Genomic DNA, 18,161 nt, shown 5'->3' on the forward strand with positions numbered 1-18,161 from the left:
CCATGAAGATTAAGAATGGAGGGATTGATTTGGCTAAATACCAAAGCTTTCAGAACATCATGGATAACCAAATGGTCGTTCCAACGAAACTTCTCGAAAATTATCACCAATTGAAGTTAAATGAAACGGAATTGGTCGTTCTTCTACAAATTCATCGTTTCCGTACAGAAGGTAATGGATTTCCGACACCTGAACAACTGGCGACTCATCTAACCATTACGTCCCAAGAATGTTCACAAGTACTTAGGAGCTTGATACAAAAAAGGATGATGACCATTGAGCAGAATCAGAATGAGCATCGAGTCCTTAATGAATATTATTCACTAGAACCATTATGGGAAAAAATTTACGCCGTAGCACCGAAACCTCAAACGAATGACAGCACTTATGATGAGAATATTTTCCCTCTGTTTGAGCAGGAATTCGGGAGACCTTTGTCTCCATTCGAAATTGAGACGATAAATATATGGCTTGATGAGGAAGAGCAGTCTCCAGCACTGATCAAGGCGGCGTTAAGAGAAGCGGTATTAATGAGTAAACTGAATTTCAAGTACATCGACCGTATCCTGAGGGAATGGAAGCGGAAAGGTGTGAAAACGGTGGAACAGGCCCGGGAACAGGGCAGGCAGTTCCGCCAAGGACAACAGGGGCCTAAAACCCAAAAACAGGAAAATAAGAAACGTGACATTTCCCTTTACTATAACTGGTTGGAGGAGGATTCTTAAAACAAACGATGTTGAACAAACAGCAAATCCGTCATTGTCTAGATACGTTTGAAGAAATGTTTCCTGAGGCCGAGTGTGAGTTGACGCACAGCAATCCATTTGAACTCCTCGTTGCTGTCGTTTTATCGGCTCAGGCGACTGATGCATTAGTGAACAAAGTGACCCCTCAACTTTTTGATAAATATAAAAAGCCGGAGGACTATATCGCTGTTCCTTTAGAAGAGCTCCAGAATGACATCAAGCGGATCGGTTTATATAGGAACAAGGCAAAGAACATAAAGAAGCTATCCCAAACACTTGTTGAAAAGTTTAATGGGGAAGTACCCCCTACCAAAAAAGAGTTGGAAAGTTTAGCTGGAGTGGGGAGGAAAACGGCAAACGTAGTAGCTTCCGTTGCATTTGATGAACCTGCCATAGCGGTAGATACACACGTGGAGCGTGTATCCAAACGTCTAGCTTTTTGCAGGTGGAAAGATTCCGTCTTGGAAGTAGAGAAAACATTGATGAGGAAAATACCGGTGGAAGAGTGGAGTGTTACTCATCACCGGATGATATTTTTCGGTCGCTACCACTGTAAAGCACAACGCCCGAATTGTGAAGAGTGTCCTTTGTTATTTTTGTGCAGAGAAGGGCAGAAACGAATGAAAAAGAAAGAGAAATCCCAATAAAAATACCCTCTCGAAAAAATTCGAGAGGGTATTTTTTGTTTAGGCAGCATCTTGCTGTTCCTGATCCTCTTCAGCGGGTGGTTGTTCTTCGTCAGAACCACTGTCCCCACCGGAATCAGAACCATCATCTTGGTTTTGACCATCGTTTTCACTATCATTCGTATTGTCAGATCCATCATCGTCCTGGCCATTACCTTGACCATTCCCCTGATCACTTCCTTGACCATTCCCGTCACCGTCATTATTTCCTTGGCCGTCTCCTTCGTTGTTTTCTTCAGGAGGACCTTCGCCTTCCGTGTTCTCTTCTTCTTCTTCTTCTTCCTGATTTTCGCCGTCTTCGGATTCTTCAGGAATTTCCTGTTCAAGAGAACCTGGGGCTTGAACCGTGACAGTAGCCGGCTCACTATTTGCTGTATTATCGTCATCACTGATGACCACAACAGCAAATTCGTAGGAGGCACCCGGGTCGACGTTCGTAATTTCAACACTTGTTTCTTTCGTTGTTGTTAACTCTCTCATTTCTCCACCATCAATGGAGGCAGCAATACGGAAACTGATTCCATCGGTATTTCCATAGGACCATGAAAGGTCTATACTGGAGTTTTCTTCATTGAATTTTCCTGCCAGAGATTGAACAGGATCCAATTTCTGATACGCTTCTGATACTTTAGATGGCTGATTGTCTACATGGAATAGTTCTGTAACAATGCGGTCCGAAGGTGTATATTCACTAGGTAAACGTGCAGGTCTCGAACCTTTTTCTACGTCAACCCACGCAACGGAATCCGGTTTAGTAAAGTCAGCTGTTTCTATTCCCTGCGATAATTGTGTCATCAATGGTTTGTAAATCTGTTTGGGTATATTTTTGGCCGCCTGAGACATTGGATCTTCTTCATCGTAACCTGCCCAAATGGATATGGAGTAGTTCGTTGTGTATCCATTGAACCAGGAGTCTGATGCATAATCCCCACGGTTTGTCGTACCTGTTTTACCTGCATCAGGTACAACAGGTACGTTAGCAGCTGTACCAGTACCTTCACTCATTGTGGTTTGCAGCATGTTAGAGATCATAAAGGCCGTGTAGCTGTTCATGGCAGACTTAGGCTCCGGAGTAAGCTCAATGGTTCCTTCACCAGGTACTTCCACTTTTGTTACGGTATGTGGTTCATTATATACGCCTTCATTACCAAAAGCAGCGTACGCGGCAGCCATTTCTTTAGGATTTGTTCCAACTCCTCCTCCAATGGCATCTGAGAGCATAAAACCTTTGTCAGGCACTTTAAAGCCAAGTCCTTTTGCAAACTCTTCCGCTTTATCGATCCCTACTTCTTCCATTAACTTAATGGTTGGAATATTTAATGACCGGCTTAAAGCATATCTAGCTGATACCCATCCCCTGAACTGATTATCAAAGTTATTAGGTGTCCATCCGTCATTGACGTCAAATTCAGTTTTTTCATCTTTAATTTGATGATAGGTGGACATCTTATTATATTGGATTGCCGGACCATAGGCTGTGATTGGTTTGAACGTTGAGCCTGGTTGACGGTTGATTTGAGTGGCCGTATTGAATTGACCTTTTTGGTAGTTTCGGCCTCCGCCAATTGCTCGAATGGCACCTGTTTGTGTATCTGTGACAGTAACTCCAGCCATTAATTTTTCATCCGGCCACGGGGTAGGCCCCTCATTGCTTAAGAGCTGCTGCACCTGTTCCTGTGCTTTAGGATCTAAAGTAGTATAAATCTTTAATCCATCTTTATAGATATCTGAGCCATCCATTTTCTCTTTAATTTCTCTTTCCACTTCATCCAAGAACGCTTGGAATGGTGCTTCTTTTTCAGGTTGTCTCTCGATCAACATGTCTTCGATCTTCACTTGTCGTGCTTCTTCTGCTTCAGCTTCTGTAATTTTGCCGTGCTGCACCATCAAACTAAGGACGGTGTTCATTCGATCTTTCGCTAAATCTGGATTTTCGAATGGCATGTAGCCACTAGGTCTTTGCGGAAGACCTGCTAACAAGGCAGCTTCAGGCAATGTAAGCTCACTGAGGTCTTTCTTACCGAAATAAGTTTCGGCAGCTTCAGCCACTCCATAAGCCCCAGCTCCGTAGTAAATCTTATTGAGATACATTTCTAAAATCTTTTCTTTAGAATATTCCTGATCCAACTTAATAGCCAAATATTGTTCTTGTACTTTACGTTTTATGGTCTTATCTTTCGTCAAAAATGACTCTTTGACGACTTGTTGGGTGATTGTACTAGCTCCTTCAGCACCGAAACCGCCAGTAATGTTGGCTAGTACAGCGCCTCCGATCCTTCGAAAATCAATTCCGATATGATCGAAAAAGCGTACATCTTCTGTGGCTAAAACGGCGTCCTCAAGAACGGGAGGGATGTCGTTGTATGTGATTTTCGTACGTCTTTCGTCTCCGGCTAAATCAGCAAACAAGTCTCCGTTTTTATCGTAAACTTTGGAAGAGAATGGATCGGATAATTTCGATTCATCTAAACTCGGAGCCGTAGCGACATAATAGGCAAATAGTGCTCCAACTCCTAACATCAGAACAACTCCGATCGTTAGAAGGGTCATGAAAATCTTCTTGAATTTTGAAGTGCTTTTTCCTTTTTTCGATGATTTCATCTGTTTTCTTCGTGCTGTACGTGACTGGCTATCGTTGGCCATTTACATTTCCTCCATTTCAGAAATAAAGCTTATCGATGGCAGTGGCATAGTGAACCCGTGCCTGATAATGAAAAGGGATTTTGATTCCTTCTTTAGTAAAGGAAGCATAAGGAATCGATTTCCTTCCACCGTTCCACTGATCTTCCCAAAAGGTAAAGACCGAAGATGATGGGAGGAGGTAAGTCTCGTCTAAAGGTGTGAACTTTATGATCATAAAGCTGATTCCACCATGTGTTTGGACAGCCCTCATATGGTCAATCTGGTGCTGATGGACATTACTTAATGGAAAAGACGTTTTGTTTTTCGTTTCTTTTGCCTCAAAATCGATGTATTTCCCACGATAAACTCCATTAAAGTCTGTTGTTGAAGCTTGTTTAAAATATGCTTCTTTAATGACGGCGGCGCTTCGCTTCGGGTAATCCACTTGTACAATTTGAACAGGCGTAGGTTTTTTATGGACTACCGCTACTCCTGCCTGCAGATAATATTCATTTGTTACATTAATGTCTTCTTCAAGTGACATTCCCCTGTTACTGAAATCCGGTTTTGTTTTTCCTTTAGGAGCTGAATTTGTCTTGGATCCACGTCTCCCATTGGGATAATTCAAAATCAATCCCTCCCTATAGCCATGAGAGTATCATACCAAATTTTCGTGTCCAAGAATATATACATGAGACTCATTTTATATAGACGTATAAAAGAAAGGAAAGTTTCACTGTTCACATGATTGACACATATAAGGAAACCGCCATGACTATCTTCCCTCACATATTCCATTCAAAACCCTAATCATATTCCTTCGATAATGGATAGGGTTTTTTGACTCGAGCAGAGAGTGAAGGGTTTCCTACAGATTTGAAATGTAACGACGAAAAGGATGGAAAATAGCCTTATTCGTTTATCAGCTTTCAAACGGTTGATAAAAAAAGCTGCTGCTATAAAAAATAGCAACAGCTTCTGTCCAATCACGTAGAAGGGCGGTTCTCACCAGCAAGTTTAGGGTTGTCCGTTTTTGCAGGTGTCGGTTTTTTATTTTTCTTTTCTTTTTTCTTAGCCATGTGCTTTTCTCCTTTTATGTCGAAGATTTATGTCTGATTTGACTTGTTTTGTTGCTTTAGTTCTAGTCTTGTCATCCTTAGAGGAGTTATGCATGCAATAGAGAATTTGTTAAACACCAATAAAAGGGGGAGTAGTGTATGAAGAAAAATAGTGTCATCACACCGTATGAATTTGAGGAGCAGCTCTCGCACTTACAGGAAAAATTCTCCTTACTTGAGCGTAGGTTGTCGATCAAAGCAGATGAAATCGTGTTTAATATGGCCGTCTCCCACCGTAAAGAAATCGATGAATTGAAGAATGAAGTCTTCGGTCTTCGAGATGAATTAAGAAAGATGAAAAGAGAACGCCGTTATGAATATATGGAGAAAGTTGCTCAACAGGCAAGACGTCGTTCTGTAGGTTGATTTTGAAGCCCTTTTTCCCTCATGATATTATGAAGAGGGAAAGGTGTGGGATGTTATGAATTTGAAAGCTAATACGAACGAACTAAAGCGACTAATTGATGAACAACATCAACGCTTTTTAAATACGGAAGGTCCCGTAGATAAGAAAAGCTATGATTTTTTTAATCAGGTGAAAAAGGAAACAGCTCCGATGTTCCGATTGACAAGCGAATGGGTAAAGGAAGCAGAGGATTTCGTTAAAGACCGAAAGACGAATGTTCATCCTAACCAAGTGAAATCAACGCACGAAAATATTGAAATGATTATCCTCCATAGTTATTATCTGGATGTACATCGCAAAAGGTTTAAAGAATTATATCAGTCCTCCCATTACGTATTGGATATGGTCCTTGACGATATAGAACAAAATGAAAAAAGCTCCCTATAAGGGAGCTTTTTTCATTGATATTAAATTCTTTAGGATATTCGCAAATAATAAATCATCCAGTTGGTTATTTTCTGGATATTAACAAATAAAACGATGGAACAAGCAAAAGCGTGAGTACTGTTGAAAAGGCAAGTCCGGACACGATTGATACGGCTAATGGCTTAAACAATACATCTCCTGTATAGATGATTGGTGCCAGAGCTGCAATCGATGTTAATGATGTCAGAACTATAGGACGAATTCTTGCTCTTCCTGCTTCAATTACAGCTTCTACATTACTGCTGTAACGTTCGCGGTTTTGCTCAATAAATTCGACGAGAATCACAGAATTCCTCACAACAATACCTGAAAGAGAGACAATCCCCAACACAGCTAAGAAGCTTAAAGGTTCCCCTGAAACAAAAAGTCCTATAATAGCTCCTGTCACAGCTAAAAATACGGTTCCTGTAATCAGCAAAGGCATAAGCAGTGAATTGAACTGGATGGCAATCGTCAAATAAATTAAGAACAAGACGATGACAAAGAGTTTGGTTACTTCTACAAAGAACTCGGAACGAGCATCGGATTCACCGCTTTCAACAAGCGTATAACCTTCTGGAAGGTCATCCTTAATTTCATTTACGACTTCCGATGACTGTTCAGAGAAGGTACTTTCCATTCCCTCTTCTGGGTAAGCTTCAACAGTAATGGTTCGTTCTCCATCTAAGTGTGGAATCACACCAATCCTTTCGCTTGAATCAGTCGTGATAATTTCATCAAGCATAAGGATATCTGGCGGTCCACCATTCTGATTCGTCTGCTGACTGACTACATTCAGCTCAGATAGGGCCACGCCATTCTCTACACCGTCGTCTACCATTACTTCGATCGGCAGACGTTCCACACCATTGTCAAAGGTGCCTAAAGGTACTCCGATATTTGCCAGTTGGAGTTGAGAAGTGATTTGGTTGATCGGTATGTTGTTTTCCGCAAGTAATGATCGATCTGCATTGTATTCTGTGAAAGGCTGCGTCTCGGCATTAAGTGTCGCTATTTCAGCACCTTCCAGCTCACTTAATCGATTTTTTGCATTTTCAGCCTCAGAAATCAACGTTTCAATCTCTGGACCTTGGATTTGAATCTGGACAGGTGGTGAAGGTGGTGGACCAGAAACAATGGTTTCAAGGAAAATTTCACTGTCCGGGAATTCTTCCCTTAAAGGCTCTTCCCATTCTTCAATAAAATCACTTGCGCTCGTCTGGTCTCTGTCAACACGGACAAGAACCTGACCTGTGTTCTCACCTGATCGCTGCAATCCTGAACTGAACAAATTGGGAAGTCCACTTCCTGAATAAACCGCTGTTTCAGTAATGGTTTCATCAGAATCCTCCAGAAGTTCTGTCAATTCCTGTAATTTTTCTTCTGTTTCCTCGATCGTTGTCCCTTGAGGATTTTCAACAGAAATGGTGACTTCAGGACGATCAGCAGCAGGGAAGAATTCAAACGGAATTCTTATGGCCAGTGTTGCTAATAGAGCACATATAACCAGACCAATCAGGGATGTGATCAAAGGTTTCTTCGTAGTCGTAGGAAGAATCCTGTCAGCGTAGGTCCGTTCTAAACGGTCAAACAAGCCACCGAGGAGTCCAGATTTTGCTTTTCTGGATTTTTTCTTTCGTTTTTTTCTAGCATATTGAACGGTGGGAATAAACGTCAGCGCAATGATCGTGGATGCCAGCACCGTGAAAATTAAGACAGATGGTAAGGCTCTGATGAAATCCCCATTGGTTCCAGATAAGAAGGTTAAAGGCAAGAAACTGAAAATGATCATGAGTGTTGAAGTAATGATCGATTTGCCGACTTCTTTCACACCACGGAGGGTACCTTCCATCGGACCATCTCCAAGTTGGAACCTTCTTTGAATGTTGTCGTTGACGACAATAGCATCATCAACCAATATCCCAATGGCTATAATCATTCCAATAACTGATATTTGGTTTAAATCGACTCCGACATATGGAAGAGGGATTAAACCGATGAGAATGGATATTGGGATTGATAAAGCAACGAGAATCGCTGAAGATAATGGAAGGCCCAATACCATAATGATGATGACAGCAAGAAACGAAATGGAAAAAGAAGTAATCAGGTTCGAAAAGACTTCATCTATAACTGTACTTTGTGTGTAAAAACGATCGACCTGGATTTCTTCTGGTAACTGTTCTGACAGAACGTTAATTTTGTCTGTCAACTCTTTTTGAAGGGCACTAATGTTTACTCCTTCTTCAGTAAGCACGGTGACGGACAAGGCAGCTTTGTCTTTATAAGTAATAAGATCTTCTACTTCTTTGTTGGTAATCTCAATGGACCCGACTTCATCCAGGGTCACAGGCTCTCCTTCAGAGTTATTTCCGACAAATAGACTCTCCAATTCTTGTATGTCTGAATATTTTTCAAAGATCAGTTGATGAATGGTACCATCTCTTTGTTCAGTTCCAATTGGTGAAGGTCCTAATTCATCACTCAACGAACGTATGACAGAAGATGGTGAAAGCTGCAGCTCATTCAATTGTTCATTATCCAAGCTGACCGCTACTTTCTGATCAGGTAAACCTTTGACTAAAACGGAATCGACACCAGGAGTCTTGGTCAATTCTGCCTTCCATTCTTCCAAATCATCCCGTAAGTTGAATAATTCTGCTCGTTCATTGCTGGATAAATGATAGGAAGCAACGGCGGACATAGTCATGTCCGTGTTCACATTGGGAGCTTGTACTTCATCTGGAAAAGACCTGGATACTTCTGATACAGCCTGTCTGATCTTGGCATTCGTTGTATCTGTATCCACACCCCCGGATAGAGTAGCGGTCACTGTACCGAATCCTGTTGTGGACGCAGAGGTGATCTCATCAATCCCTTCAGTATTCAAAAGCTCTTCTTCAAGAGGGTTAACGATTGTCCTTTCCACCTCTTGAGGTGTCGCTCCAGGGTACACCGTGGAAATAGATGACACATTTACATTAATTTCAGGAATTTCCCTTTTTGGTAGTTGCAGATAAGTGAAAATACCTGTAAAAATCAATAATAAAATAAAAATCCAAATAATTTTGTTGTAATTTAAAATTGACTTCATTTTGTTCCTCCTAATCCATATGGTTTTAATGCTCTTTCAGTATAAACTTTTTTCCGACACATGTGTCAATTAAATGCTCTCTGGATGTGCTGTACTAACGGTAAAATGAAACCGCTTTACATTTCGCTTGTATTCGTATATAATTACCTTCCCATGGATTAGGGAGGGATGTAGATGGAATCGAAACAACTAATAAATGAAGCTGAAAAGATAAGGGAAAAGGCTTATGTACCTTATTCAAAATTCCCTGTTGGAGCTGCTTTAGTCACAGAAGACGGGACCCTTTATACAGGATGTAATATAGAAAATGCCGCTTATCCTGTTACATGTTGTGCAGAAAGAGTGGCGATTTTCAAAGCGGTTTCCGATGGGCATGACAAGTTTAAAGAACTGGCCGTTGTCGCAGACACGAAAAGACCTGTTCCACCATGTGGATCTTGTCGGCAGGTCATGAGTGAATTTTTCCAGTCAGATGTTAAAATTTATACAACAAACCTGCATGGGGATACAAAAACATTTACAATGGAAGAAATTCTGCCATTTTCGTTTTCTTCTGCTGATTTATCTGAAGAGGATGCGAATTAGAAAGGAAAAGGATGAGACTCTCATCCTTTTTTTTGTTGATTTTTCTGACTTAATAGAAATGAAATGATCTGGCAATGGTTCATACCGTTCACTTTCAAACCTTGCTGATTATTTGTTCTTATCCTATAAGTCTATCCAAAGTTTGTATTTAGAGCCCATCTGCTAATTAGTATAACAGTGGATAGGTGTCTGTTGATAAGAAAGTAATGGATATGATGATATCGCCCAGTACATTCATGCTCTTTGTGACATACGCTGATAAGGAATAACAGAACAAGGAGTGAAAGCACAATGCATCAACAGTCTATGCAGGACTCTTGCGGATGTGGACCTATGTCCCCGATGTCGCCAGCCGGAAACCGTAGACCAATCGTATGTCCGGTTCAACACTGTGTAGTGGATAACTACTTCTGTGAAAACCAAGATTATATTCATCCTACGCACATTCTCGTGCGCAACAATCATACGTTGAACAACAACCATTATTTCCCTTACATGGTTTCTGAGCAAAACAACTTCCGAACTCAAGACTTCGCTTTTCCTCAAGGATCTTCACCAGATTATAACTGGATGGATTATATGAATCCTCAAGACATGGGGCAAATGCCTATGGGCCAAGACCAAGGCCAAATGCCGATGATGAACGAAGAGGATATGGAAGACATGGAAGGTATGATGGGCCAGGGTGGCCAAATGCCAATGATGGGCCAGGGTCAAATGCCGATGATGGGTGACGGTCAAATGCCAATGATGGGCCAGGGTCAAATGCCGATGATGGGTGACGGTCAAATGCCAATGATGGGCCAAGGGCAGATGCCGATGATGGGCCAGGGTGGCCAAATGCCAATGATGGGCCAAGGACAGATGCCAATGATGGGTCAGGGTCAAATGCCAATGATGGGCTCAGGCTCGAATAGCTAAGATAAGATAAGCCACAATATTGTGGCTTATTTTCTTTTTTTCAGGAATCATATTAAAATGAATGAAAGGTAAGGAGGAAGTTCATTGAAGACCATTGTTGTTACGGGTTATAAACCGATGGAAATGGGGATTTTCAAGAATAATGACCCAAAAGTCGAATTTGTAAAAGAAGCCATAAAAAAAAGATTACGTTCCTACATAGAAGAGGGTTTACAATGGGTGCTTATTTCTGGACAAATGGGAGTCGAGTTATGGACAGCTGAAGTTGTACTCGATCTGAAAGAAGAGTATGAGGTGAAATTAGGTATTCTTCCTCCTTTCGAAAACCAGGAGGAGCGCTGGCCTGAAGACCTTAAGCTTATTTATGAGGAAGTTACAATGACCGCCGATTTCTACCAGCCGATTTATAATAAAGGATATGAAGGTCCTTATCAATTCAAAGCGAAAGATCAATTTTTAATCGACCACTCGGAAGGTTGTCTTGTTCTATTTGATGAAGATACAGAGGGAAGTCCACAATACTTTTTAAGATTAGCAAAAAAGGCACAAGATCAAGGTGGCTATGAGGTTGTTTATATTACTCCATTAGACCTTGAAGAGACGGTTGAAGAGCTTCGGATGGCAGATCCGGATTTCTGGAGTCAATAAATGTTCTGGATTTGAAATTGACATTTCCGTGACCTTTTGAAAAAATGGATATAATGTGTGAAACAGAGGTGAGAAAAATGAACTTAGAAGAGTATCATTTAAGCGGAAAGGATATACTTGAGAAAGACTTCAAAACGTCTATGAGAGGGTATAACCAGGAAGAAGTAGATGAGTATCTGGACTTGATCATTCAGGATTATGACCGTTTTCAGCAGGAAATTGAACGTCTGCAGCAGGAAAATGACCGATTGAAAAAAATGTCATCACGGGAAACTGCACAGAGACAAAGGCAACCATCTACGAATAATCATCAAGTGAATTATGACATCTTGAAGCGTGTTTCAAACTTAGAGAAGGCTGTTTTTGGTAATAAATACGCTGATTAGTATTCAAATTTTTCCAATGACAAGCAAATAAGTTTCTGTTATAATGGTTTAGCACGTCTTAAGAGACGCAATGACAAATGATAATGCTCATTTGAATACTCGGGTAATCGCTGTATAGGTCTCTATACAGAGGAAAGTCCATGCTCGCACAAGCTGCGATGCTTGTAGTGTTCGTGCTTGACGAAACCATAAGTCAAGGGAGTTCTTTAGAACTTACGGCAGGGAAAATTCCTAAGTCTTTGATAAGGAATGACTACCTTGAAAGTGCCACAGTGACGGAGCCGGAGTAGAAATACTTCGGGTGGAACGAGGTAAACCCCACGAGCGAGCAACCCAAATATAGGTAGGGGCACTTTTCAATGGGAAATGAACCAGAGAAGAGGCCGTTTGACGGCAGATAGATGATTGCCACCGGAGTACGAGGTTGACCACCGTTTGCAGTACAATGGCACAGAACATGGCTTACAGAGTATTCAAAGGTCGCTAATGATACAGATGACACCCTTCTGGAAAGCCTTAAGCTTTTTGGAAGGGTTTTTTCTTTTTGTATAACATTATTAGTGAAGGAAACGGTTCACGTTTGTTCATGCTACATATGAAGGAGGTTCATCATGTCAAAAAAAGTTACGTTGATTGCAACGGCAGCTATGGGACTTGAAGCCATAGTAGGAAAAGAAGTTAAAGCGTTAGGATATGAAGATATACAGATCGAAAATGGAAGGGTCGTATTTGAAGCGGACGTATCAGCGATACCCAGAGCCAACCTCTGGCTTCGAACGGCTGATCGTGTCAAATTGTTGGTTGGAAAGTTCAAGGCTACATCCTTTGATGAACTTTTTGAAAACACAAAGGCATTGCCTTGGGAATCTTTTATAGAAGAAGATGGCGAGTTTCCAGTAGTCGGTAAATCGGTGAAATCGAAGTTGTATAGTGTTCCGGACTGTCAATCGATTGTGAAGAAAGCAATTGTAGAACGATTAAAAGTCAAACACGGCATTGATTCGTGGTTGAAAGAAACGGGAGCCTTTTACAGAGTAGAAGTGGCAATTCACAAGGATGAAGCTTTACTGACAATTGATACATCAGGTAGTGGATTGCATAAACGTGGATATCGAGTGGGCCAGGGAGAAGCGCCACTGAAAGAGACCCTAGCTGCTGCGCTGGTCCAGATTACAAATTGGACACCTGACCAGCCGTTTGTGGATCCGTTTTGTGGCTCCGGTACGATCGCTATTGAAGCCGCACTGATCGGTCAGAACATTGCACCTGGTTTTAACAGGGGATTCGCATCAGAAAATTGGAGCTTTATTCCGCAAAAAGCTTGGGATGATGCATTTCAAGAAGCGGAAGATGCAGCGAATTATGATCAGCCGCTTCAAATATTCGGCTCTGACATTGACCCTGACCTCATTGAAATCGCCAAAAAGAATGCGATGGAAGCAGGGCTCGGAGAGTTGATCACTTGGAAGCAAATGCAGATGAGTGATTTCAAACCAAAGCAGGAAAATGGATACCTCGTGTCTAATCCTCCTTATGGAGAGCGAATGGGTGAGCGGGAAGAAGTCGAGCAGATGTACCGCAATCTTGGTACGATCATGCGTGATCATCCGACTTGGAGTGTGTACGTTCTTACTTCTCATGAAGGATTTGAGAAGCTTTACGGAAAGCTTGCCACTAAAAAACGGAAGCTCTTCAATGGCTTTATCAAAACGGATTATTATCAATATTTCGGTAGGAAGCCAAAATCGAAGCCGGACAATGGTAAAGGATTCGGTTTTTGATTCGTTTGATTCAGTTATCCATTCAGATGAAGGGGAGAGGTAGTTTTGAGTAAAACGACAGAACAAAAATTTATGGAGCTATTGAAAGAGCAATCGGCTTACGGCGAAGCGATTGGGCTGATGGCTTGGGACATGCGAACAAAAGCCCCCCGCAAAGGAATCGAAGGTCGTTCTGAAGTCATCGGCGTCATGTCACAAAAAGTCCATGAAATCCAAACATCAGAGAAAATGCGTGGATACATCGATGAATTAAAAGGTAAGGCTCAAGATCCCATTTTGAAAAGAGCAGTGGAAGAAGCGGAAGAGACGTACGATAAAACCGCTAAAATTCCTACTGAAGAGTATAGAGCTTACGTGACGCTCCAAACTCAGGCGGAATCCATGTGGGGGGAAGCCAAAAGTAATAATGATTTCGAAAGTTTTCGTCCTTATCTAGAAAAGCTGGTTGAATACAACCGTAAATTCGCGGATTACTGGGGTTATGAAAACCACCGTTATGATGCTTTGTTGAATAATTACGAGCCGGGTGTAACTGTGGAAGTACTGGATAAAGTGTTTCCAAAAGTGAGGAAAGCTTTAACTGACCTTCTTAAACAAATCCAAGAAGCGCCTAATCAACCTGATCCATCAGTCCTGCAGGGCCATTTCCCTAAAGAGCGCCAGGCAGAGTTCAGTGAAGTGATCTTGGAGCGCATGGGTTATGATTTTGAAGCAGGCCGATTAGATGAGACAGTGCACCCTTTTGCAATTGGACTGAATACAAATGATGTCAGGGTAACAACGAAATACGACGAAAAAGATTTCCGGACCGCTGTTTTTGGGACAATTCACGAAGGAGGCCATGCCCTCTATGAGCAAAACATAGACCCTAAGCTTGCTTTTACACCTCTTGCTGACGGGACAAGCATGGGTATTCATGAGTCACAATCACTTTTTTGGGAGAATTTCATAGCTCGCAGTGAAGGTTTTTGGCGAAATCATTATGAGTTGTTTAAATCCTATGCACCTGAGCATTTTCAAGATCTCCCATTGGAGAAGTTTTATCCGGCTGTCAATGAAGTAAAACCATCACTGATACGGATTGAAGCGGACGAGTTGACGTATTGTCTGCATATTATGGTGCGTTATGAGTTAGAAAAAGCGTTGATTGCTGGTGAGATTGAAGTGAAGGATCTTCCGGATTTGTGGAATCAAAAGATGAACGATTACCTTGGAATCACTCCTGCTAGTGATTCTGAAGGAGTACTTCAAGACATTCACTGGTCAGGTGGGGATTTCGGATACTTCCCTTCCTATGCTTTAGGATACATGTATGCAGCCCAGCTGAACTCAAAAATGAGAGAAGAGATTGATGTGGATCAATATATTGAAGAAGGCGATTTCTACAAAATAAAGGAATGGCTGACGGAAAATGTCCATCATTATGGAAAAATGAAAAAACCGCTGCAAATTTTAAATGACATTACTGGCGAAGGACTGAATCCTGACCATCTCATTGTTTATCTTACAAATAAATACAAAAAAATATATCATTTGTAATATGAAAAGAGCCCGGCTGATTAAGCCGGGCTTCGTTTTATTTAAGACATTTCTTCCATCAGATTCGGAGTAGCTGGGAAACCAGCTTCTTTAAGGATTTCATTGAACTGATCGTTGAATTCTGTGAATTTCTCTTCAGCTGCTGTAAAGTCAGCATTTTCCATGTTTTCATTCAATGCTTTTTCAACACCTTCATAATAGGCTTGAAGAGAAGGTAGTGTTTCTTCTAGTTTCGTCATTACATCATCCGGTAGATCGGCTTCAATTGAATAATCGTCGACCATGGAAGAAGCTTCGCTCGCTGCTGTCTTAGCTTCCTCAGCTGCATTTTGAATGGCTTCTGCATCAGGTTCTTCTGCTGATACGGCTGCTTGGTAAGCAGAAATTTTCTGTTGGTACGGTTTAAAAGTGTTCGTCAGAGCCATTTGAGCACTAAGCAATTCTTTCTTCACTTTTTGCTCATCGTTCTCTTGATTTTCTGTCGTATCTTCTGTCTGATTTTCAGTGTCTGCGTCTGTGCCTTCTTCCGTGTCACCATTACATCCAGCTAAAACGAGTGCTCCGGAAAGACCTAAAGCTAACAACCATTTTTTCATACAGACAACCCCCTTTTTTCTATTCACGATTTACATTCTATGTCAGCCTTTCCCGTATGTAAAGAAATTGCAAAAATGTTATACTATACTGAAAATTCAACACTATTGATGGAGGCCATTACGATGTATCTACCAGACTTTAGATTAGAAAGTAAACTTGCCGTGATTACAGGAGGAACAAAAGGAATCGGAAAAGCCATCACCCTTGCTTTTGCTGAATCTGGCTCGGATGTGATTGTGATCGCAAGAAACTTGAAAGACCTGGAACAGACGAAAAAAGAAGTGGAAGAGCTGGGGCAGCAAGCTTCAATAATTTGTCACGACATTAATGATTATAGGGATATTATCCAGGAGGTTGAACGTGTTCGTGAAGGGCGGAAGCTTGATATATGGGTCAATAATGCGGGAATGAATATCAGAAGTGAAGCAGAAAGCGTTACAGAGGAAGAATGGGACCAGATCATATCGACGAATATGCGAAGTGCTTTCTTCCTTTCTCAATATGCAGGTCAAGTGATGAAATCCTCTAAGGAGGGGAAAATCATTAACATCTCTTCCGTCGGTGGTCACACTGCTTTACGAACGGGAGTCGTTTATGCCATGACGAAAAGCGCGCTTATCCAAATGACCAAAAACCTGGCTCTTGAATGGGGAAAGTATAATATCAATGTCAATGCCATTGGTCCCTGGTATTTTCCGACCTCGCTCACAGAAAGACTCCATCAGGATGAGTCTTATGTCCAGGAGATTCTTGAAAGAACACCGCTGAACAGGATTGGTAAACTAGAGGAATTGAGCGGGGCGGCGGTTTTCCTGGCTTCAGATGCTGGAAATTATATGACAGGTCAAACGTTGTTCGTTGATGGAGGAATGACCATTTACGGATTTTAATCGAAAATTCATTTGTGATCTTCCATAGCTTGACATAACAAAAGCGCCCTTTCCAGCAAAGGGCGCTTTTGTTATGTCAAGCTTATTTTTTCTTCTATCATTAAAATCAGTGAAAGTTTATGTTCTTGTTCAATGGTCATAGGGACAAGGAACCCTTTACTGAAATCTTCCACTTTTCGTTTGCCTCCAATGACAGTCGGTGTAGTAATATCGATGGATACTTCATGCTCAGACACATGAGTAGCGAGATTTCCTGCAATCATATTCCCGAGCTCACCAGTAAAGGAAGAAAGCATTTCGCCTTCCAGGGACAGACCGTACATCTTTTCACCTACTAAGCTGAAACTCGCTTCAGTTCCTTCGACCAAAAGCTTCCCTGTAAGGTCACCGGTCATACCGATCAATACTCCCATATCCTCATTTAAGTAATCCTGATTTAGAAGGGAGGGTTGTTCAGCTTTTAATTCGAATGGCATAATGCGATGGACTGTATGGATACTTCCATTGAGAACAGCGGTAATGGATTGATTTAAAGACATCCGAATCCCTCCGAAATAGATTCTATTGACATGGGTCTATCATACCACAAAAATCGTTATTTAAAGACATAATTTCCTCTTTTTTTGTACATAGTAAAAAAAAGGAGGATGAAAATGCCATACATATTATCTTCGGGCGTCCAATGTGCTGACTATTCCTGTAATCAATCCGATGTTCAAAAGCTCGTTTATGAATTATTTCCTTTAAAAGATCATGAGAAGAAGAGATTAATGCCGATTTTTGAACATGCGAATATTGAAACGCGTCAATTCGCTGCTCCATTAGAGTGGTTCAAAGAAGATCATGGATTAGAAGAGAGGAACCATCTATACCATACCAAAGCTTTATCATACAGTTTACAAGCAATCAATTCTTGTTTAATGAACGTACCGGGAGATAACAAATTTATTAAAGAAAACATTGATCATATTATTTTTGTTTCTTCCACAGGCATTTCTACCCCTACCCTCGATGCTTATATTATGAATGAACTCGGTTTCAGGGAGGATACGAAACGGACCCCTTTATTTGGACTAGGATGTGCAGGGGGAACAAGCGGTATCGCTAAAGCTTACGAATGGCTTCTCGGTCACCCTGATAAAAATGTTCTTGTCGTTTGCGCAGAACTATGTAGCTTGACCTTTCAACCGAAGGATGCAAGAGTGAGCAATTTCGTAGGCACAGCTCTTTTTGGCGATGGAGCCTCCGCTGTCTTAGTTGCGGGTGACCATTCTTCCCTTTTGGAGAAAACGAAGCACCCTCTTCCGAAAATCATCAATTCCAGTTCCAAAACAAAAGCCCACAGTACAGATGTGATGGGTTGGAGGGTTGTAGATACAGGTTTTGAAGTGATTTTCAACAAAAGTATCCCCAGATTGGTCAAGGAATTTTGGAGTGTCCATGCGGAAGAAGTCGTACGCAGCAATGATTGGCTCATCGAAGAACTGCCTTTCATTGTAGCTCATCCTGGAGGAAGAAAAGTGTTGGAATCTTACGAGGAAGTATTCAATTTGAAGGAAGATGCTTTAAATATCCCTAAAAGCGTCTTGTCCTCTCATGGGAATATGTCTTCCCCAACGGTGCATTTTGTATTGCATGAAGTCTTAAAGACGCAACATGGAAAAGGGACGAAGTCGATCATGACTTCCCTTGGACCTGGGTTTAGTTCAGAAATTGTCAGTTTGGAGTGGGAGTAGA

General features: G+C 41.4%; 17 protein-coding genes and 1 other RNA gene. 13 read left to right on the plus strand and 5 right to left on the minus strand.

The genetic code is table 11. The annotated features are described in order from the left end of the window. Positions 1-29 precede the first annotated feature (29 nt). Together ACQ4XT_RS15230 and nth are read left to right on the plus strand one after the other, a co-directional pair. A complete protein-coding gene (locus ACQ4XT_RS15230) occupies positions 30-725 on the plus strand; it encodes a DnaD domain-containing protein (RefSeq protein WP_446854417.1) in 696 nt (231 codons plus the stop codon). Positions 726-733: 8 nt separating this feature from the next. Next, a complete protein-coding gene (gene nth, locus ACQ4XT_RS15235; protein WP_446854418.1) occupies positions 734-1,393 on the plus strand; it encodes an endonuclease III in 660 nt (219 codons plus the stop codon). Between the two features lie 39 nt (positions 1,394-1,432). Here nth and ACQ4XT_RS15240 read toward each other — a convergent pair whose 3' ends face one another. Together ACQ4XT_RS15240 and recU are read right to left on the minus strand one after the other, a co-directional pair. Next, positions 1,433-4,075 carry a PBP1A family penicillin-binding protein gene (locus ACQ4XT_RS15240; RefSeq protein ID WP_446854419.1) on the minus strand — a complete coding sequence of 881 codons (2,643 nt, stop codon included), beginning with the start codon at positions 4,073-4,075 and terminating at the stop codon, positions 1,433-1,435. Between the two features lie 16 nt (positions 4,076-4,091). Continuing rightward, positions 4,092-4,682 carry a Holliday junction resolvase RecU gene (recU, locus tag ACQ4XT_RS15245; protein WP_446854420.1) on the minus strand — a complete coding sequence of 197 codons (591 nt, stop codon included), beginning with the start codon at positions 4,680-4,682 and terminating at the stop codon, positions 4,092-4,094. A 589-nt stretch (positions 4,683-5,271) separates the two neighbouring features. On the opposite strand from recU, the gene ACQ4XT_RS15250 reads away from it, so the two are divergent. Together ACQ4XT_RS15250 and ACQ4XT_RS15255 are read left to right on the plus strand one after the other, a co-directional pair. Beyond that, entirely contained in the window at positions 5,272-5,538 is a 267-nt protein-coding gene (locus ACQ4XT_RS15250; RefSeq protein WP_226589728.1) for a hypothetical protein, read from the plus strand. Positions 5,539-5,593: 55 nt separating this feature from the next. Further along, positions 5,594-5,965, plus strand: coding sequence for a YppE family protein (locus ACQ4XT_RS15255; RefSeq protein WP_446854421.1), 372 nt, complete (start codon positions 5,594-5,596; stop codon positions 5,963-5,965). Between the two features lie 64 nt (positions 5,966-6,029). On the opposite strand, the gene ACQ4XT_RS15260 is transcribed toward ACQ4XT_RS15255, so the two are convergent. Beyond that, positions 6,030-9,077, minus strand: coding sequence for an efflux RND transporter permease subunit (locus tag ACQ4XT_RS15260; RefSeq protein WP_446854422.1), 3,048 nt, complete (start codon positions 9,075-9,077; stop codon positions 6,030-6,032). Between the two features lie 174 nt (positions 9,078-9,251). Here ACQ4XT_RS15260 and ACQ4XT_RS15265 point away from each other — a divergent pair, with 174 nt between their 5' ends. The 7 genes from ACQ4XT_RS15265 to ACQ4XT_RS15295 all read left to right on the plus strand — a co-directional run bounded on the left by ACQ4XT_RS15265 (position 9,252) and on the right by ACQ4XT_RS15295 (position 14,937). After that, a complete protein-coding gene (locus ACQ4XT_RS15265) occupies positions 9,252-9,662 on the plus strand; it encodes a cytidine deaminase (RefSeq protein ID WP_446854423.1) in 411 nt (136 codons plus the stop codon). 291 nt (positions 9,663-9,953) lie between these two features. Then, entirely contained in the window at positions 9,954-10,583 is a 630-nt protein-coding gene (locus ACQ4XT_RS15270) for a CotD family spore coat protein (protein ID WP_446854424.1), read from the plus strand. Between the two features lie 84 nt (positions 10,584-10,667). Further along, the gene (locus ACQ4XT_RS15275; RefSeq protein WP_446854425.1) at positions 10,668-11,231 is read left to right on the plus strand and encodes an SLOG family protein; all 564 of its coding nucleotides are present in this window, start codon (positions 10,668-10,670) and stop codon (positions 11,229-11,231) included. Between the two features lie 77 nt (positions 11,232-11,308). After that, positions 11,309-11,617 carry a cell division regulator GpsB gene (gene gpsB, locus ACQ4XT_RS15280; protein WP_160912095.1) on the plus strand — a complete coding sequence of 103 codons (309 nt, stop codon included), beginning with the start codon at positions 11,309-11,311 and terminating at the stop codon, positions 11,615-11,617. 95 nt (positions 11,618-11,712) lie between these two features. After that, positions 11,713-12,087, plus strand: an RNA gene (gene rnpB / locus ACQ4XT_RS15285) — RNase P RNA component class B. Between the two features lie 141 nt (positions 12,088-12,228). Beyond that, positions 12,229-13,398 carry a THUMP domain-containing class I SAM-dependent RNA methyltransferase gene (locus ACQ4XT_RS15290; RefSeq protein ID WP_446854426.1) on the plus strand — a complete coding sequence of 390 codons (1,170 nt, stop codon included), beginning with the start codon at positions 12,229-12,231 and terminating at the stop codon, positions 13,396-13,398. Positions 13,399-13,470: 72 nt separating this feature from the next. Beyond that, a complete protein-coding gene (locus ACQ4XT_RS15295) occupies positions 13,471-14,937 on the plus strand; it encodes a carboxypeptidase M32 (RefSeq protein WP_446855699.1) in 1,467 nt (488 codons plus the stop codon). 41 nt (positions 14,938-14,978) lie between these two features. Here the strand turns inward: ACQ4XT_RS15295 and ACQ4XT_RS15300 are convergent, their stop codons facing one another. Next, complete coding sequence (locus ACQ4XT_RS15300) at positions 14,979-15,533, minus strand: hypothetical protein (protein WP_446854427.1); 555 nt, start codon at positions 15,531-15,533, stop codon at positions 14,979-14,981. Between the two features lie 123 nt (positions 15,534-15,656). On the opposite strand from ACQ4XT_RS15300, the gene ACQ4XT_RS15305 reads away from it, so the two are divergent. Further along, the gene (locus ACQ4XT_RS15305; protein ID WP_446854428.1) at positions 15,657-16,424 is read left to right on the plus strand and encodes an SDR family NAD(P)-dependent oxidoreductase; all 768 of its coding nucleotides are present in this window, start codon (positions 15,657-15,659) and stop codon (positions 16,422-16,424) included. Positions 16,425-16,495: 71 nt separating this feature from the next. Here the strand turns inward: ACQ4XT_RS15305 and ACQ4XT_RS15310 are convergent, their stop codons facing one another. Next, complete coding sequence (locus tag ACQ4XT_RS15310; protein WP_446854429.1) at positions 16,496-16,963, minus strand: chemotaxis protein CheX; 468 nt, start codon at positions 16,961-16,963, stop codon at positions 16,496-16,498. 114 nt (positions 16,964-17,077) lie between these two features. On the opposite strand from ACQ4XT_RS15310, the gene ACQ4XT_RS15315 reads away from it, so the two are divergent. Further along, complete coding sequence (locus ACQ4XT_RS15315; RefSeq protein WP_446854430.1) at positions 17,078-18,160, plus strand: type III polyketide synthase; 1,083 nt, start codon at positions 17,078-17,080, stop codon at positions 18,158-18,160. Position 18,161 lies beyond the last annotated feature (1 nt).

The sequence above is a fragment of the Halobacillus sp. 12SKB genome (assembly GCF_052941655.1).

Excerpts from the sequence above, each read along its gene's own strand:
- ACQ4XT_RS15295 (WP_446855699.1), top strand. The coding sequence starts at position 13,471 with ATGGAGCTATTGAAAGAGCAATCGGCTTACGGCGAAGCGATTGGGCTG.
- ACQ4XT_RS15300 (WP_446854427.1), bottom strand. The coding sequence starts at position 15,533 with ATGAAAAAATGGTTGTTAGCTTTAGGTCTTTCCGGAGCACTCGTTTTA.
- ACQ4XT_RS15270 (WP_446854424.1), top strand. The coding sequence starts at position 9,954 with ATGCATCAACAGTCTATGCAGGACTCTTGCGGATGTGGACCTATGTCC.
- ACQ4XT_RS15265 (WP_446854423.1), top strand. The coding sequence starts at position 9,252 with ATGGAATCGAAACAACTAATAAATGAAGCTGAAAAGATAAGGGAAAAG.
- nth (WP_446854418.1), top strand. The coding sequence starts at position 734 with ATGTTGAACAAACAGCAAATCCGTCATTGTCTAGATACGTTTGAAGAA.
- ACQ4XT_RS15260 (WP_446854422.1), bottom strand. The coding sequence starts at position 9,077 with ATGAAGTCAATTTTAAATTACAACAAAATTATTTGGATTTTTATTTTA.
- ACQ4XT_RS15290 (WP_446854426.1), top strand. The coding sequence starts at position 12,229 with ATGTCAAAAAAAGTTACGTTGATTGCAACGGCAGCTATGGGACTTGAA.
- ACQ4XT_RS15305 (WP_446854428.1), top strand. The coding sequence starts at position 15,657 with ATGTATCTACCAGACTTTAGATTAGAAAGTAAACTTGCCGTGATTACA.
- ACQ4XT_RS15240 (WP_446854419.1), bottom strand. The coding sequence starts at position 4,075 with ATGGCCAACGATAGCCAGTCACGTACAGCACGAAGAAAACAGATGAAA.
- ACQ4XT_RS15310 (WP_446854429.1), bottom strand. The coding sequence starts at position 16,963 with ATGTCTTTAAATCAATCCATTACCGCTGTTCTCAATGGAAGTATCCAT.
- gpsB (WP_160912095.1), top strand. The coding sequence starts at position 11,309 with ATGAACTTAGAAGAGTATCATTTAAGCGGAAAGGATATACTTGAGAAA.
- ACQ4XT_RS15255 (WP_446854421.1), top strand. The coding sequence starts at position 5,594 with ATGAATTTGAAAGCTAATACGAACGAACTAAAGCGACTAATTGATGAA.
- ACQ4XT_RS15315 (WP_446854430.1), top strand. The coding sequence starts at position 17,078 with ATGCCATACATATTATCTTCGGGCGTCCAATGTGCTGACTATTCCTGT.
- ACQ4XT_RS15250 (WP_226589728.1), top strand. The coding sequence starts at position 5,272 with ATGAAGAAAAATAGTGTCATCACACCGTATGAATTTGAGGAGCAGCTC.